We start from the raw sequence: 17,243 nt of genomic DNA, 5'->3' as shown, positions 1-17,243 counted from the left end.
GTGACTTCCTGCCCTTTTTTCTCATACATTTCCCATCCCAACGGGCAAAGCAGCTGCCCTACTTTTTCTTCCAGGGTCATACGACCGAGAAGATCGTGCGTGCGGACTTCTATACCCAGACCGGGGTCTTTATACTTTTCAATATATTGGGCAGAGGCCTGCTGGGAATATCCGGTAAGGCATATGATAAGAGAGCAAATCAGTGCCTTTGTTTTTTTATTCATTATTATTTTATTAATCCGAGTTCTATAATGCTATATTTATTGTTATCGTTGCTTAATTCGAGCGGTTCTAACTTGATAAACCTGGCATCTGCTTCTTTGTCGAATCTTACATCTTGTCTGATCGGATTATTTCGTATATTGTTGAAGATCGCATTTGATCTGATCTGAGTCCAGTCTTTATTATCATTACTTATGTAAAAATTATAGCGTGAAATATTTGCCGCGGTAACTTGCCCTTCAGGAATATAAAAGAACCCTTTGAACTTTATGTTTTCACCTAAATCGATAACAATGGCTTCTTTTGAATCAACTAAAAGGAAACTATCCGTTTGTCCATCCATTATTTTAGATGTTTCTCCCGATTTTGGAGAGATTACAGACCATTTTGCAGTAGATATTCCTTCGCTGGAAGCTTCTTGTGTTGCATTGGCTGAATAATCCGGAACGTTGTATATTTCTATATTATTGAGAATAGGGCAGGCCAGTGATTTGATAATATTTACCTTTATCTTTTTCGTAGAGACAGAAGGGAAAGAGAGAATCCTCTTGTATCCGATAGTTGTGGCTTCCGTTAATATATTCCAGGTATCAGTCTCATTGTTCCAATATTTGATATTGAATTCGGCTATGCGCTGTCCCAAAGGAATGTATTCTTGTAAAACGATTCGATTTAATGATTGATAATCAGATAATTCGAGTTCGAAAGAAGCTGTGACAATATCATCATCTGTAGTCCAATAACTGCCATAGTTGCCATCCAGCAGATTTTTTGCCCCGTATATATCGCTATTGCCCCTGACAGAACTGGCGGTTATTGCTCCCTGAGCCAGATTTGTCTTAAATGACTGGTCTAAAGCTGCTCGGAATTCCATCAACCGTATTGAGTCGGTCGGATGAATACGCCCTCTGCGGTCAGCCGGGACATTTAGCAATAGATTTGAATTGCGCCCTACTGAAGTATGGTAAATATCCATCAATTTTTCTAAGGATTTTACTTTGTCATCTGTCGAGGGACTGTAAAACCATCCCGGACGGATAGATACATCTGTTTCGGCAGGAACCCATGCTTCTCCGTTCTGCACTCCTGTATTTAAAACCTGAACAGGAGGCGCTCCATGGCCGGGGCTGTAGCCTTCTACATTCAATGTCGACCAGTTGGTTTCTCCGGCAACACCTTGTTCATTTCCCATCCAGCGGCAACCGGGACCTATGTCGCTAAATATAATAGCATCAGGTTGATTTCTATATACCGTTTCGTGGAATAAATTCCAATCATATACCTGTTTTTTTCCTTTGTGCCCTTCGCCGTTAGCGCCATCGAACCATTGTTCGAATACTTCTCCATAGCCGGATAAAACTTCGTTCAGTGTATTGGCAAAAGTCTGGTTGTATGCCGGAGTTCCGTAGTCAGGATGGTTCTGGTCCCACGGAGAAAGGTATACCCCGAATTTAAGTCCATATTCTTTGCAGGCTTCCGATAATTCTTTCAATACATCTCCTTTTCCGTCTTTCCAGGGACTTTCCCTCACTGTGTGGGTACTATATTTGCTTGGCCAGAGACAAAATCCGTCATGATGTTTTGCGGTTATTATTATTCCCTTCATCCCGGCGGCTTTGGCTGTTGCTGCCCACTGGCGGCAGTCAAGATCGGTAGGATTAAATACACGCGGGTCCTCTTTCCCGTCGCCCCATTCTACATCGGTAAATGTATTTGGTCCGAAATGGACAAACATATAATACTCCATTTTCTGCCATTCGATCTGGCTGGCGGAAGGTATCGCTCCATATGGTTGAGGCGGAGCTGGTTCATTCTTACACGAAAAGAACGTTACTAGGAATAAAGAACATATCCAGAGGATTATTATTCTTGTTTTCATATGGCATTATTTTAATTTAGTTAGAATAGGAACTTTAGTTGCTTTAATTTCTGTTTTTATATCGTTGTTAAGTTGTTCGAATATGACAATCTTATTTTCTCCTTCTTTGAGCCAGACTCCCGGAATAAATAGAGTTTGCTGAGGACCTACATGCCAGTAACGCCCGATATTCTTTCCGTTGATGAAGACAATGCCTTTACCCCAATCTTCCATATCAAGGAACGTATCGCCGGTTTCAGCCAGCACAAAAGTCCCTTCATAGAAAACAGGTCTTCCTGACAATCTTTTTGTTTTAGCAGGGGTATTCTTATAGACATTCGCTTTGATTTCATCAAAAACCGGTTCTTTATCCATTGGCAAACAGTACATTTCCCAGTTACCTTCTATCTCGACATCATTTATTTTGACAGGGCTGATGATCCCCTTTGTATTATGTACTATCTCTGCGCCATAGTTGATTCGCCCCATATTTTCCACCAGTATTTCGAGTACAGAATTGAATGGGATATCTATCTCCATTGAGTAGTTCTGGTAATATCTGTTCAGTTCTCCTACTTTCTCTCCGTTGAGATATACAACGGCATAATCGCGCAGGCCTTCAATTTCTAAAGTGCCCTTTGTAGGCTGGTTGAATTTACGGGAATACAATACATACCCGTAACCCTGATTCAGCTGTTCGAAAGTAAGAGGTGTATTATTTTGTATACTTTTTTGTTTTCCAAGGATGTCTAGCACATCGGTGACCTGAGAAAGTTGTATTGACGGAATTTCTATAACAGGATTCGCCTTTGGAACATCAGGTATTTCGTATCGTGCATATTTCATGATGACTGTGCGCAGTGAATCGAACTTTGGTGTTACCCATCCTGCTTCGCTGATAGGAGCATCATAATCGTAACTTGTCAGATCGGGTTGGATGTCATGCCTGTTGTCATAATTTGCCCCACTCGTAAATCCGAAGTTCGTTCCACCATGAGCCATATAAAGGTTGAACAGGACTTCATTCTGTAAATATTCTTCGGCTTTCCGGGCGATGACCGAGGCATCTATATTCGGGTGAGGTTCGGCCCAATGAGCAAGCCATCCGGGATAAAATTCTGCTACCATATAAGGGCCTTTTCCTCCATTATATTCATTGATAACCTTTTTCAAATTAACTATATTTCCTTCGCCGTTGGCAGTAGGTAATACTCCATCTATCGCTCCTCCTTCGAACATCGGCGTACCGTCGGAAGTGAAGAAAGGGACATCGAATCCGGCATTTTTCAGCTGATTTTTTATTTTCAGATTATAACTTCTATGTTCATCCAACGGGATGTCTGCCCTTTGGGAGGCATAGGAGCCAAACTCATTTTCTACCTGCACCATAATAATTGGTCCTCCCTTGGTTATTTGCAAATTTCCAACCTCCTGATACAGGCGGTTGATATATTTATCCGTATATTCCAGAAAATACTTATTGTCGCGACGTAATTCCAGCCCTTCTACTTTCTGCAGCCACCATGGATATCCTCCGAATTCCCATTCGGCACAGGCATAAGGCCCGGGACGTAGTATTACATGCATACTTTCTTCTCCGGCTATCCTTATATATTCTTTCAGATTTTTGTCTCCTTCGAAGTCCCATTTTCCGGGTTCTGTTTCGTGTGTATTCCAGAAAACATACGTAGCAACGGTATTTAAGCCCATTGCTTTCAGCATTTTTAACCGGTGTCTCCAATATTGGTGTGGTATACGGGGGTAATGCATCTCTCCGGAGAGAATCTGAACAGGTTTCCCATCATACATAAAATGTCCTTCTTTTATTTCAAATGTATGTTTTTCCTGGGTATAGCCCGATAGGAAAGATATGGACGATATCAGTAAAAGGATGTATATAGTCTTTTTCATTATTTTATCAAATTTAGAGATATAAAAATAAATAATTCACAAAATCTTGTAAATTATTTATTTAGATCCTGTGACTTTCAGCGTAAGTGGCTGCTGTAGCTTTTTCCCGTTAACAACAGGATAAATATTAACGGAAATTTCTTTATTGTTACTTTCGGGCATGGTATATCTGACAATTACTTTACCTCGTTCTTTTGATTTTAAAAGAGCGGGATTTATAAAACTTATATTAGGATAGTTGCCGTCAATGACAAATTTTAGAGTCATGGGCTTATTTGTATCGTTGGCATACCTCAATTCTATTTCGTTAGTCGCACCTACCGGTATACGCCCAAAGGCTAAGGTTTTTAGACTCAGGTATAGTCCGTCTCCAAATGCGTACGGATAATCTTCTTCTACCGGATGTTCGAAAGGAATAACCTCGCCTTTAATTGTCACCCAGTTCACATAATCACCGTTATTACTGAAAATAGTGATTTCTCTGGAAAAATTTCCGGGACGGTAGGCCGGATTATATGAGATGACAATTTTACCCGTTGCTCCCGGCTGTATAGGTTCTTTGGAATATTCGTTGCTGACACATCCGCAGCCGGTTACAATGTTGTTTATAACTACAGGCTGACTGCCTGTATTTTTGAAATTGAATGTATGGGAGACTCTCCCGTCTTTTTCCTCGATCTTGCCAAAATCATGTGTCCGTTCTTCGAAAGAAAGAGTTGATGATGCGGTTTGCGAATATAAATTTATACTAATAAATCCGAGTACTAAAAATAGGAAATAGTATTTTTTCATATTGCTTGATTTATATTTCTCAGAAAAAAAGGAGGCAATCTTAGGTTGTAAGAGTTGCCTCCCTTTAAATTAAAGATAACAAATGATCCTATTTGTCTGGGCCTTAATGCTCAAGTGTTCTCACGCAAATTATTGTTGATACACGTTAAATTCACAGAAGGCCAGCCCATAGTCGCTACTATATGGAGACAATATTTCGATTTTTACATAACGTGCGTTTACAGGTCCATGGAAATTAATGTACTGGGTGGTAGCCCTTGTAAGGCTGAGAACACTGAAATTTTGTTTTACATAATCATCGCCAGCATCTTCTTTTGTGTAAAGATTAACCTGGCTAAAAACATAGTTTGTACTGTATTGACGCAAAGCAAAACCTGTGATATTTGTCTGTATGGAAGTCATATCTATTTCAATATCAATCGGATAAGATCCTGTGTGGCGAAAATAGGTATTATTATTACCATCAAATAATTTATTAGCCTGGTCTGTCTCAGCAGCTACAGCAGTCCATCCGGTTCTGGTAGCAGTTGTACCCGAAGGTACGGTAGTTGTATTGGTCGAACAATTATTATATATTCCTCTTACTACCAGCGATGCAGAGCTCTCACTACTGCTGAGTGGAGTGTTGTTGGCCGATACAATTTTTACTGATGCCATATATGATTCCATATCGAACAGATTCACTTTTGACGCATCAATAGATATGGTAATACTGTCATTGGCAATCATTGCACCTTTTGGTATAACTAACTCATCCCTGTTCATTTGCAATGCAACACCTGAAGGAAATGCATTATATCCTTCAACAAGTAGAGAATTATCGATCTCAAATTTTACAACAATATCATTTGCTGCAGCATGAGTACATTGTACAGTAAATTTTCCTTCTACAATATCTCCATTAACCCAGGATTTAGATACAGTTGTATTTTGTATATCGAACCAAAATCCATTAGTAACACCAACAGGACTGAATTGTTGTGTATTGATAAACACCATATTCTGAGTACTGCCTACAACATCATACTTTTCATCATCGCTACACGATTGCAGAGATATGGCTACAATCAGACATACAATGAAATTTTTATATTTTAAGAACATTTTCATATTCGTAATTTTTATAATTTGAATTATAATTATTGGCTACACTTGTTTTCGTCATCGAACAACCAGTTTACATAAGAACTCTTATCAAATGAATTAAGGGTTCCGTTTCCGGTGTTATCTCTGACTGTATTCGACCAGTCTATATCGTAACCATTACCTGTAGCATCGTGGAAAATATGTCCTGTACCTTCGTCAAATTTCCAGTAAGCAACCAATCCTTTCGATTCGGGATCGACTCCGCAAATACCCAATTGTATTTCACCTGTTGACAATGCACGGTTCCATACACGTGCTTCCGCGATACGCCCGTTAAAATACTGTTTGGTAGGATAACTTTCCCAGGACATACCCAGCTCAATGCGTTGGAATACAGAACTTGTAGTGCCGGATGTTTCCGAATCTTTTACTCCGTCAACATACATTACATATTTATTTCCGTCGAACGTTAAAGAAATAGTATACCATTGTTTGGTATTGAAACGAGTGGAAGAAATATGAGTATTACCTCCCGGATTGACCCATTGCAAAGAGTTTATATCCTGACCGTTTTCACCAAAGCGAAGCATATTTGATTGGGATTCTGTTTTAGACGTAAACTGAATCAAACGGCTGATTTGCTCAGGAGTAGTATGCCAGTCATTTATGTAGCATTTAACTTCATATGTATAGTTTGGTAAATCAACAGCTTTGTTATCGTCGAAAATATAATTACTATACAGGTTTGTGTTATTCATATCCAACGAGTTGAACTGAACAACGCGGGAGACACGAAGATATATAGTCCTGGAAGTATTCAGAACCTCCCAGCTGCTGCCCTTTACTTCTTTTATTGTAACGGGAATTACATATACACGTCCATCTACAAAGTCGGCAGTGGATGTAACTTTCAGTATAGCTTCTGTCGATACAGCTTTCCCGGCTTTTATCACAACCTGATTTACATCCAGATTCAGGATAGATTCGGGAAGCGAATAGTATGATGTTCTGTATTCATTATTGTATGCTTCAACCAAAGAGTTGTCAATTGCGAGGTTTACCGTCACATCTTCTGCTACTTGTTCGGTTGCCGATACTGTGACAATATATGATGAATTGTCTTCCTCTACAACAAATTTTACTACAGGGTTAGCGTCTGTTCCTGTAAACAGGATCGCATTATGCCCATAATCCTTATCGTTACATCCGGTAAACGTTAATAACAAAAGCGATGTAACAAACAGGCTTAATTTTAAATATATATTTGTTTTCATTTTCAAACCAATATTAATTTATTCTAGAATTTCAGTATTAGTTAATGCATTGCCGGGTTAGCAATCTGGATGCAGCGCCTTAGGTTGTAATAAGGAATTCCTGTTTTGGAATAATAGTCGCGGTCGAGATAGAAGGCTCCGAAACCGGCCTTTTTACCTTGAGTGGGACTCCAGCGAGCCATTCCTTCCAATGAATACATTTGTGTACCTTCAGCGGTTAACGTATTGCCGTCGGCCTCAGTAAAAGGAGACCCTCCGTTTTCATACCAGCTACCAAAATTTTCTACTACAATAAATTTCGATGATGGCGCCCAGCTTATAAGGTCGTAATAACTTTGAAGTCTTGTCGCTGAATGTTCCGTAAAGTTCTGGGTATAAGCCTGCCGAATAAAATAGTCTACATAAGGCTCTGTGTCAGAAGGTGGATAATGTGTAAAGAAATCAATCATAAACAGTTTATCCGGATATTTTCCTTTCGGGCCAAAAAATTCCCCGACAGCTTCAGCAAGCATTGCCATGTATTTTGAGTCGCTATTCCAGATAGAACCCGATGCCGGCTCATAGTCTATATCGAGGCCATCGATACCGGTGTCAAGAACCGTTTGCACCATATATTTGGCATATGCTTTTATTGCTTCTGCACGGTATGCTTCCCTTGCTTCTTCTTCGCCGGATGCGAATTCCTTACCAAGGTCATAGTCGACACCATCATATGTGAATTGTTGGTTTTTACTGGCATCGCCATGCATGACAAAACGTGTTCCTTTTTTCTCCTGGCAATATCTCATATCCTCATAAGCTACTTTTTGCCAGTTTTCTGTAGGTATACCCATCCATAAGTTTACGATATCCATACTGTCGGGAAGTCCGATTATGCGTTCTCCCCATGATGCCGGATCTTTCTCCTGATCTTCATTCCCTTCGAGTGGGGCATAGGCGGCATAGTAACCGAAGAATAATGTGTGATCTGACTTTTTATAAGTTCTCAGGTTTTCAAAGTATTGCTCATCGTAGGTCTTAAGCGTCTGAATATCTATAGTCTCCACATCAGTATCGCAATTGGTAAAAGTAAATACCGAAGAGAGAAGAATCAATATACTAAATATCTGAAGTTTTATTCTTTTCATTTTATTCAAAATTAATTTTCAACATTGAATCATTTCTTGTCCCACCAGAGCTTGGTGCCACCATTGTCCTGTCCACCCAGTTTAGAAATACCAACTTGCAGGCCTGCTTTGTTTTTGTCATATTCCGATTGAGGGTAAGGTATACGGCGCACTTGAGTGTTAGTATTGATCACACCGCCACTGTTGTTGGTTACAACCGGTATGATCTTAGGATATCCCGTGCGGCGGAATTCAGCCCATCCTTCAGGTCCGTCGGGGAACATTGCTATCCATTTCTGAGTGATGATCCTTTCCAGTTTTTCTTCAGAAGAAGCAGAGTCGTCCCAGGCAATTGTTATAGTACTTGGTTGAGGAGCATTGTAAGATGAACCATCAGCATTATCGGTGAAAGCAATAGGCTGCCTTGTCGCATCTGTTATGTATGAATCGGCACCTTGCACACTGTTCTCTTCGAATGATACAGTAATGCCTTGCTCATAAAAAGATTGAGCACTACCTCCCATCGACCATCCACGATAAGCACCTTCGGCTCTTAAGAAGTATGATTCGGCAGCTGTCATCCATACGATTTCTGTATTGCTGTCGTCCATATTCAGGCTCGATATATATCTGTGGTTTTTGTATATATCCCATACGGTAGTCGGAATACCACAACGAACTCCGTGATATCCGTCATCGAGGGTTGCTCTTGTCAGATAAGCTGCCCGGCGAGGATCCTCATATCCGTTCATGTATGCATCTACTGTGGCTCCTGGCTGGCAGTCTCCGTATACAAGATTGTCAGTTGCCGCATTAAACAGACGGGCTATTTCATATAGCGGATGATAATAAATCAAATTAGAAGAATGCTTCAACGAAGCTCTTTCTCCCTTTGCAGAGATAAATCCGAAAGGATGATTTACTGACTTTTCAGCTTCAGTTTTTGCTAGAGTCGCATTTGCATACACTATACGCATAGCCAGACGCAAACGAAGTGTATTTGCAAATTTCACCCATTTGGTAGCATCGCCATAGTAAATATTGTCATAATTAGGGAGCACTGTAGAAGAAGGATTTGCGTTGACAAATTCCGTCAGGATTTCTATCGATTCATCAAGTTCTTCAAAGAATTTACTGTATACTACATCTAATGCATCGTATTCATTTTCAGCCGAACCATCAAAGTTTACATAAGGAATAGGTCCGTAAGCATCTGCAACACGGTGCATGGCTTCTACTTTTACAATGGTAGCGACAGCTATTGCCTGAGGGCGTTCTTGTGTCTCGGCTTCTTTTACAAGATTTAGCCAAGGGCTCATCACTTTCTGCATGGGTTTGGTAAAGGATTGCTCTATCCATCCGTTTATGAAGTAATAGGAGCCGTTATTCTGACTACCGTTACCAAGAGTTGGGGCAATATATCCCGAAAATAAGTCGCTTGTAAGCCCTTGTGCCACCTGATAGTCACTGGTGATGTTTCCATTTTCCTCACCGGCTTTCTCATCGTACATAACTACATTTTTCTGCATCTGGAGGAAGAATGAGCCTATTTTAAGGTCGTCATAACTCATCGTTTCTTCAGTAACCTGATGCTTATTGGTGTTATAGCCCTCGAAAGAGTCGGTACATGCTGTTGTAAGAATGACAGACAGCATGAGAAGTTTACTCCATGAGGATATTTTATTTATAGTCATAACTTTCAATTAATTAAATGATTAAAAGGTTAATTAAAATTTGGCTTTAACAGAGAAACCCAGGTTGCGAAGGCTTGGCATCATAAAGTGATCTATACCTTGGTAATAAGTTCCTGTGTTGGCTGTTACTTCCGGGTCGTATGGTGCCTTCCTGTAGAAAAAGAACAGGTTGCGGCCAATGAAAGAAACATTGAGCCATTTCACCGCATTTGTCCATTTATGGACAGGGATATCGTAGCCTAAAGTGAGTTCTCCTAAACGAACATTTGTTGCGCTATAAATATACATTGAGCCGATACCGGTTGTTCCACCGGCACTACCGATTACCTGATAGTATTCTTTAGCAGGGATAAGTTTCCCATTAACTAATGCCCCTCCAGCATCGCGGGCCAGAGCCGAATTTTCCGATACACCGAAGGCATCCATCAGGGCTTGTGTATTGGACACAACAACACCTCCTACACGTGCATTAATTAAGAAACTGAGGGAGACTCCATTCCAGCTTACTTCATTACTCCAACCCAGATTGTATTTAGGACTGGCATTACCGGCATAAATAAAATTGTTAGGATCTGCAGATACTGTCTGATCTGACGGATGAATGTAAATTGCTCCATGTTCGTCTGTTACCAATGTATTCACATAGATATCACCCATAGGCTGTCCTTCCTTCAGTATCATTTTATAGAAGCTGCCCAGGCCTCCCATGTCAATTTCGGTTTGAGATATAACTTCTCCGGTTATAGGGTTGGTCCATTCATTCAGGAGTTCTTTCACTATATTCCTGTTAAGAGAATAAGTCAGGCCTGTACTCCAGTTTACTTTACCAAATGTATCACTGTATCTGGCTGAAATTTCAATACCCTTATTGTCTACTTTTCCGGCGTTTACAATTACACTAGAATAACCTGATGTAGACGACAATGGTGGTTCAAAAAACTGATTGTAAGTACTAGATTTGTATGCTGTCGCATCTAACTTCAGCTTGCTGTTGAAAAACATGAAGTTAAGTCCTGCTTCCCACGATTTTGTCCGTTCCGGTTTTAAGTCCGGATTAGGCATACGTGTTTGCATTACAGGGTAACCTCCTGATATGGAATATGTAGGTATAGTGAGGAATGGATCGGGATCGTTACCTACTTCGGAATAGGATACACGCATTTTCATATAAGGCATGATGTCGCTTCCTATATTAAATATATCGGTAACAATACCTGACAAACCTATTGTCGGATAGAAGAATGATTTATAATTCGAGCCTGCTAATGTGGAAGACCAGTCGTTACGGGCTGTTACATCCAGATAAGCCATGCTCCTGTAACCAAGTTGTGCACTGGCAAAAACAGCTTGTTTCTGTGTATGGTAACCGGTTTGTGAAGCCAAAGCCGTAGATTTATTTACATTGGCATATGTAAACTGATTTGGTATACCATGCAGATTACCTCCATACATATCCTGGTCATATTTCACGTCTTCGATGTTGGCACCTATATTTGCAGTTAACCCGAGGGTATTGTCGGCAAAATATCTCTCAATATTTAATATAGCTTCCCCGTATATTTGCCGGGTAGATATATTATTTAATTCGTAACGTCCGTTTTCGGATGCCATAGTTGTATTTGTAGACGCATAGAATTTGAGTTGGCGTTCTTCATTGCTCTGATCCAGCTTGGCCCGGCCTGTCAGATTTATTCCCTTGGCAAATTCATACCCTAACGACATGTTGGTCATATAACGGTCTTTATGGTTTATAAACATGTTACGGTCTGTAATCCAGTATGGGTTCTGCACAGACATCCCTAAATCTCCGTATGGCCAATATTGTGTCTTAAAGTTTCGGGTTGCATTGTATCTTTCGTAAACTTTGACTTTCGAAAAATCATCTCCGGGAGGAAATAGATATACTGCAACCAGTGGGTTGTTGTATAATCCCTGAGACAGCATATTTTGTTCCTTTACGCTACTGGTCATAAAACCAAGGTCCAGAGTCATTTTGTCGTTAAGAAATTTACTGGTATTGCGAACCGATAAATTATAACGTCTGTAGTCATTATTACTAACAATACCTTCTGAATTTACCGTACCTAAAGACAGGTATGTTTGATTTTTGTCAGTACCTGTAGTTAAGCTTATAGCATTGGATACATTTACTCCGGTCTGGAAAAAGTCAGCTGGGTCATAGCTCGAAGGGGTGGATAGTTTCTCTCCCCAGCTATAGTAACTTCCTTGCTCCGATTGCCCGTAGGTGTTCTGAAACTTAGGTAAAACCATAGGAGCGGAGAACATAGTGCTGTTTGATACAGTTAATGACAGTTTCCCTTCCTGACCTTTTTTAGTCGTTACTAAAACGACCCCGTTAGCAGCGGCACTACCATAAAGGGCTGCAGCAGAAGGGCCACTTAGAACGGATATACTTTCTATATCTTCCGGATTTATATTCGAGATACCGTCACCGGTCTGTGCCCGTCCGCCGAAAACACCTTCCGGCTGTTCTGTAGAAAGGCTGAGCATAGGAATACCGTCAACTACATATAATGCGTTATTGTTTCCATAGATTGATTTGGTACCACGCATAACAACACGGGATGAACCACCTGTGCCCGATGATGAACTGTTGATAGTAACACCGGCTACTTTTCCGTTCAGATTGTTTACAAAGTTAGCGTCAGCTACTTTATTTACCGCATCGCCCGAAAGTTGCTGTACATTATAGGATAGTGATTTAGCTTCTTTCTTGATGCCTAATGCAGTAACCACAACCTCAGTCATTGCTATTGCGGCGTCTTCCAGTACGATATCGTATGTACTTTGCGTACTTAATGTAACTTCCTGAGCTTTCATTCCCATGAAAGAGATTGAAATAACTTTAGCATTGCTTGGGACTGTCAGCGAGAAATTTCCATCTATGTCGGTCATAACACCAATAGTAGTACCTTTTATTGCTACTGATGCACCGACAATAGGGTCTCCGTTTTGTTCTTTTACAGTTCCTGTTATTTTCCTGTTTTGTTGTACTATATCCTGTAGACGGGCTTTTCCGTCTGCTGATAATATTATATATGATCCTTCGGTTACAAATTTAATATTGGTACCATTGAATAGTTGTGTTAATACAACATTTAGAGGGGTCTTATTCACATTCACAGAAACCTTTCTCTCAGTATCAACTTTTTTGTCGTAAACAAACAGATAATCTGTTTGCTTCTCTATTTCATTTAATACTTTATCAAGTTGGACTTCCTGTTGATTTAAGGTTACACGCATATTTTGCGAATTCATATTTTCGGCGCTTAAGCAAAAAATTGATATGAAAAGGAAAAACAAAAGCGACTTCATAATTCTTAAAAAGTGTTTATCGCATGTTTTTTTATTAAAAAAAGAACATGATGAATTCTTATTATTCATATTTTTACGTTATTGAGGGTTTAGTAGGAAATAATTTAGTTATCTGTAGGCCCTTCCTGCCTGTAAATGCTGCGAACATTTACAGGCTTTCTTTTTTGATTTGGTTGTCGTACCGTTTTTTTTCTTCATAGGCATAAATTTTTAAGTTAATATTCAATATTTATTTAATATAAATTACATTCTCAAGTTTATTGTCAAAACTATATGAGAACGGAGTGTTTTTCTGTATTACACGTAATGCATGCTCTACACCATCGTTAACTCTGATTTTTCCACTTAATTCGTGTTCCAGAAGTTTGTCGTTTTCTATAATAATGCGTACATCGTAGTATTTCTCGAATTGTTCCATTAATTCTTTGAAAGGCTTGTTTTTGAAGCAAATAAGGCCCTCGCGCCAGCGCAAAACGTCAAAATCCTCAATGGGTGCTATTGCTAACTTATTGTTAATCAGTTTCGCCTGTTGATTTGGCTCAAGAATGACTTGTTCTTTTTCATTATTCTTATTAAGGATTTTCACCTTTCCTTCTAATAAAGATGTTGAAAAATCATTTTCTCCGGGATACGACTCAACATTAAAGCTTGTACCCAATACTTCAATATGATATTCACCAGCTTCTACAATAAAAGGTTTGTCTTCATCGTGTGCTACATTGAAATATGCTTCTCCGGTCAGTTTGACTCGCCGGTCGCCCTCTGCAAAGGAAGATGGGTATTCTAACCTTGACTGGGCATTTATGCAAATCTGTGTTCCATCAGACAAGATCACATTGGTTCTTTGGCCTGCAGGAACGTTGATTGCATGCATTGCTTGTGAAGGGTCGCCTTTCGTTACTGAAAGGTAGTAAAGTCCGATACCTATGGTCAATAGCATGACAGCTGCAACTTTTGCAACTTCTTTTAACCAATTCGGGATGAAGCGTCTTTTTGGAGTATGAATAATTGTTTGTTCCTTTTGTCCCAAGAGAAGAGACATGTTGTAATATTCCCGCTCCTTTTGAAATATGCCCTGATTGTCAAATGATTCATCTAGCCAGTTCGCAATAAGTTTTTCTTCACTTTCTGAAGTTTCTCTATTAAAGTAGCGGTATAGTACTTTGTTGTCCATGGTTCTTTTTAATAGTCAAAATGTATATTCAATAGTAAAGCACGTGGGTATGTGGATACCCTGTTACAAAATGATTAATTAACTTTAATTAACTCTTTTGTGATGTCTAGTGGAAATGAAGAAGATATAAAAATACGGGAAAATAATCGCGAAGGGCAACCCGAAATATTTTTAATGCTTTTGAAATATTAAACTCTACACTTTTTTCGGTTATGCTAAGTTCAGAGGCTATTTCTTTATAACTTTGGCTTTTGAAACGGCTACGGATAAATATTTCTCTGGTCTTTTCGGGTAAAGAGATTAAAACACTATCGATAATTTGCTGAACCTCGTCTGAAAATAGATATTGGGGATCGCAGGCTTCTAGTGAAACAATGTTTTCTTGTAATAACCTTTCCTGATAGTTTTTAATATTATTTTCTATTTTTCGGTGAGAGCTTTGATTCCTCAGGTAATTCAAGCTTTTATGTTTCACTATTACTAATATATAGGCTGGTATATTAACAATATTATCTAGCGAATCTCTATTTTCCCAATAATACAGAAAACTTTCCATAACAATATCTTCGGCTATTGCTTCATCCCGCAAATAGCTTGCAGCAAAATTCACAAAGCGTGACCTGTTCTCTAAAAAAATAGAGGAAAATTGTTTGATATCTGTGTTTTCTATTTGCATTAAATGTTAAAACAAATAAGGAATATTAAATCTGAAACTTAAGCCTATAATATATCGATTAATAAGAAACTTTCTGAATACAAATATATCGCTTTCTATATTTTGCATATACATTTAGAACCTTCTTAATGTAGATCTACTCTTTTTTTATCTTTACTAATAGACTCTTTTGTCGTGATTTATACAATGTAAATCCATCACTTCTTTAAAGATGATTTTATTATTTTCGCAATTCTGTATAAAGGCAACTTTTATCGTATTATTAAAGGTTTCACATTTGTGAAGACTCTACATGATGTTGTCAAAGGTAATCTTTTTGCCTAAAGAGAGTAGTTAAAACCAAAAAAAATAAAAGAAAATAACCTGCATCAAATAAAATATATAGAGTAATCCTTATTGAAGCGTTCTTATATATATTGACATATTAATCTTATCTTAGAACATGATAAATGAAAGAATTTAAAGGCAAATTTTCGACACCTACTTTTTGTGCTGTTCTATTAGGCTTTGAAGAAAGATAAAAAATATCAGAAACAGACGGTAGCAATTAAAATGTTTATCTACCTTTGGATGTATAGATATCGGAAAAGAGACTTGTCTTTTTGTCTTAATCGGATTGGGGTATAATGGTCCTATAAGTATAGATGAAAGATGAAAATATATATAACGAAAAATATTACTAAAAGAAATTGCAAAATAAGACATCCTTAAATACCTAAGGTAAGTCCTGCAAAAATTGTCAATATGATTAATAGCTTATGAAAACAGAGATGGAAAAATGCCTGGCAGGTGAATGGTATGACTGTCACGATCCGGTTTTCCTCGCATTGAAAGCCAAAACAGTTGATTTGTTGATGAAGTATAATTCATTGCCTTATGATGATAGATCGGAAAAATATAAGATCTTGAAAGAGATGTTTGGCAGTATAGGTGAAAAAGTTTCGGTTGGTCATTCGTTTATATGCGATTATGGTTGTAATATTCATATTGGGAATAATGTTACTGTAAATACAGGATGTACATTTGTTGATTGCAATAAAATCACTATTGGAAATAATGTACTAATAGCTCCTAATGTACAGATTTATACTGTGACGCATCCTGTAGAGTTAAACGAACGGCTTACTCCGGTCGAAACGGCAGAGGGTATCGCCTTTGTACGTCAGACTTATGCTCTTCCGATAACTATTGAGGATGGGTGTTGGATTGGAGGCGGAGTGGTTATTTTGCCTGGAATTACCATTGGCGCAGGAAGCGTTATTGGCGCAGGAAGCGTTGTCACAAAAGATATTCCGGCTAATATTCTGGCTGCCGGAAATCCTTGTAGAGTTATCCGTAAAATTAACGGGAATAAGAGTAATGATTAAATTAATTGCAACATGCAACATCGCATTATTTTTATCCTAATAATTCGATGAATGTTCGAGATAAAATCGTTTAATATCTTGCAATATATCTAACCTATATGAGTGAATTTCTTAGAGTATAGGAAAAAAACATAAGCCAGTACCTTTTATTTTGATTTAGTTCCATTTTTTTCAGGCAGACTGATGCTTTGCCATTGTTCTCCATTCCAGACATAGACTCCGTCGGGGATTTCAGCATCTGTTACATCTTGTTTATTCTTACTTCTGTGGAAAATCACCAGTCCAACTAATTTTTCCTTATGATCGTTATAGTCAGGAGCTCCTTCCTCAGCATAAGGTGACAGGCTAGTCAAGGATTTTAGTTGTACTTTATGTAGTATAAATCCTCCAAAATCAGCCATCGGTATAGGCTGCCCTTTTGAACGTGATGCCGTATTTCCTATTTTCTGCTTTAAAGCTTTGTTCGTTTTTTCTGCAACCTGGGTGTTTGACTGTGAATATGTCATTGCAGTTGTTGACAGGGCAATAATAAGGCATAAGATTGTTTTTTGATATTTTTTTGCTTTCATTTTTTGTTTGTTGATAGTGTTTGTAAAACCATGTTAAATATAAAAGAATATACTCATTCATTATTCAATGGCAGAATATTCATTTTCATTTTTAAAAACTTTGGGTCCCCCTGCCTGTCGCAGGCAGAGGATATCCCCGTATGTACATGCATAGTTTGTTTACGCACTCCTGCGCAAC

General features: G+C 38.7%; 13 protein-coding genes. 1 reads left to right on the top strand and 12 read right to left on the bottom strand.

The window, feature by feature from the left end:
* The 11 genes from GGR21_RS20410 to GGR21_RS20360 all read right to left on the bottom strand — a co-directional run.
* Positions 1 to 224 (bottom strand): hypothetical protein (locus GGR21_RS20410; protein WP_183309086.1); only part of this gene is annotated, 224 nt, incomplete at its 3' end.
* 2 nt (positions 225 to 226) lie between these two features.
* The gene (locus tag GGR21_RS20405; protein ID WP_183309085.1) at positions 227 to 2,101 is read right to left on the bottom strand and encodes an alpha-L-fucosidase; all 1,875 of its coding nucleotides are present in this window, start codon (positions 2,099 to 2,101) and stop codon (positions 227 to 229) included.
* A gap of 6 nt (positions 2,102 to 2,107) precedes the next feature.
* Positions 2,108 to 3,991, bottom strand: coding sequence for a beta-galactosidase (locus tag GGR21_RS20400; RefSeq protein WP_183309084.1), 1,884 nt, complete (start codon positions 3,989 to 3,991; stop codon positions 2,108 to 2,110).
* 57 nt (positions 3,992 to 4,048) lie between these two features.
* Complete coding sequence (locus GGR21_RS20395; RefSeq protein ID WP_183309083.1) at positions 4,049 to 4,783, bottom strand: DUF1573 domain-containing protein; 735 nt, start codon at positions 4,781 to 4,783, stop codon at positions 4,049 to 4,051.
* Between the two features lie 129 nt (positions 4,784 to 4,912).
* Entirely contained in the window at positions 4,913 to 5,893 is a 981-nt protein-coding gene (locus GGR21_RS20390; RefSeq protein ID WP_183309082.1) for a discoidin domain-containing protein, read from the bottom strand.
* A 29-nt stretch (positions 5,894 to 5,922) separates the two neighbouring features.
* Positions 5,923 to 7,143, bottom strand: a complete 1,221-nt coding sequence (locus tag GGR21_RS20385; RefSeq protein ID WP_183309081.1) for a DUF1735 and LamG domain-containing protein — start codon at positions 7,141 to 7,143, stop codon at positions 5,923 to 5,925.
* A gap of 41 nt (positions 7,144 to 7,184) precedes the next feature.
* Positions 7,185 to 8,270 (bottom strand): glycoside hydrolase family 18, encoded by a 1,086-nt coding sequence (locus tag GGR21_RS20380; protein ID WP_183309080.1) that lies wholly within the window; start codon positions 8,268 to 8,270, stop codon positions 7,185 to 7,187.
* Positions 8,271 to 8,299: 29 nt separating this feature from the next.
* Complete coding sequence (locus GGR21_RS20375) at positions 8,300 to 9,943, bottom strand: RagB/SusD family nutrient uptake outer membrane protein (RefSeq protein ID WP_183309079.1); 1,644 nt, start codon at positions 9,941 to 9,943, stop codon at positions 8,300 to 8,302.
* Positions 9,944 to 9,976: 33 nt separating this feature from the next.
* Entirely contained in the window at positions 9,977 to 13,279 is a 3,303-nt protein-coding gene (locus GGR21_RS20370; RefSeq protein WP_183309078.1) for a SusC/RagA family TonB-linked outer membrane protein, read from the bottom strand.
* Positions 13,280 to 13,508: 229 nt separating this feature from the next.
* Complete coding sequence (locus GGR21_RS20365; protein ID WP_183309077.1) at positions 13,509 to 14,453, bottom strand: FecR family protein; 945 nt, start codon at positions 14,451 to 14,453, stop codon at positions 13,509 to 13,511.
* Between the two features lie 106 nt (positions 14,454 to 14,559).
* A complete protein-coding gene (locus tag GGR21_RS20360; protein ID WP_183309076.1) occupies positions 14,560 to 15,129 on the bottom strand; it encodes an RNA polymerase sigma-70 factor in 570 nt (189 codons plus the stop codon).
* Between the two features lie 758 nt (positions 15,130 to 15,887).
* Here GGR21_RS20360 and GGR21_RS20355 point away from each other — a divergent pair.
* Positions 15,888 to 16,496 (top strand): sugar O-acetyltransferase, encoded by a 609-nt coding sequence (locus GGR21_RS20355; RefSeq protein WP_183309075.1) that lies wholly within the window; start codon positions 15,888 to 15,890, stop codon positions 16,494 to 16,496.
* A gap of 146 nt (positions 16,497 to 16,642) precedes the next feature.
* Here GGR21_RS20355 and GGR21_RS20350 read toward each other — a convergent pair whose 3' ends face one another.
* Complete coding sequence (locus GGR21_RS20350; RefSeq protein ID WP_183309074.1) at positions 16,643 to 17,065, bottom strand: hypothetical protein; 423 nt, start codon at positions 17,063 to 17,065, stop codon at positions 16,643 to 16,645.
* Between the last annotated feature and the right edge of the window lie 178 nt (positions 17,066 to 17,243).

Origin of the sequence: Dysgonomonas hofstadii (genome assembly GCF_014196915.1) — a bacterium.
Classification (GTDB): Bacteria; Bacteroidota; Bacteroidia; order Bacteroidales; family Dysgonomonadaceae; genus Dysgonomonas; species Dysgonomonas hofstadii.
Note: the sequence above shows the minus strand (reverse complement) of the source record. Positions and strands in the feature narration are given on the sequence as shown.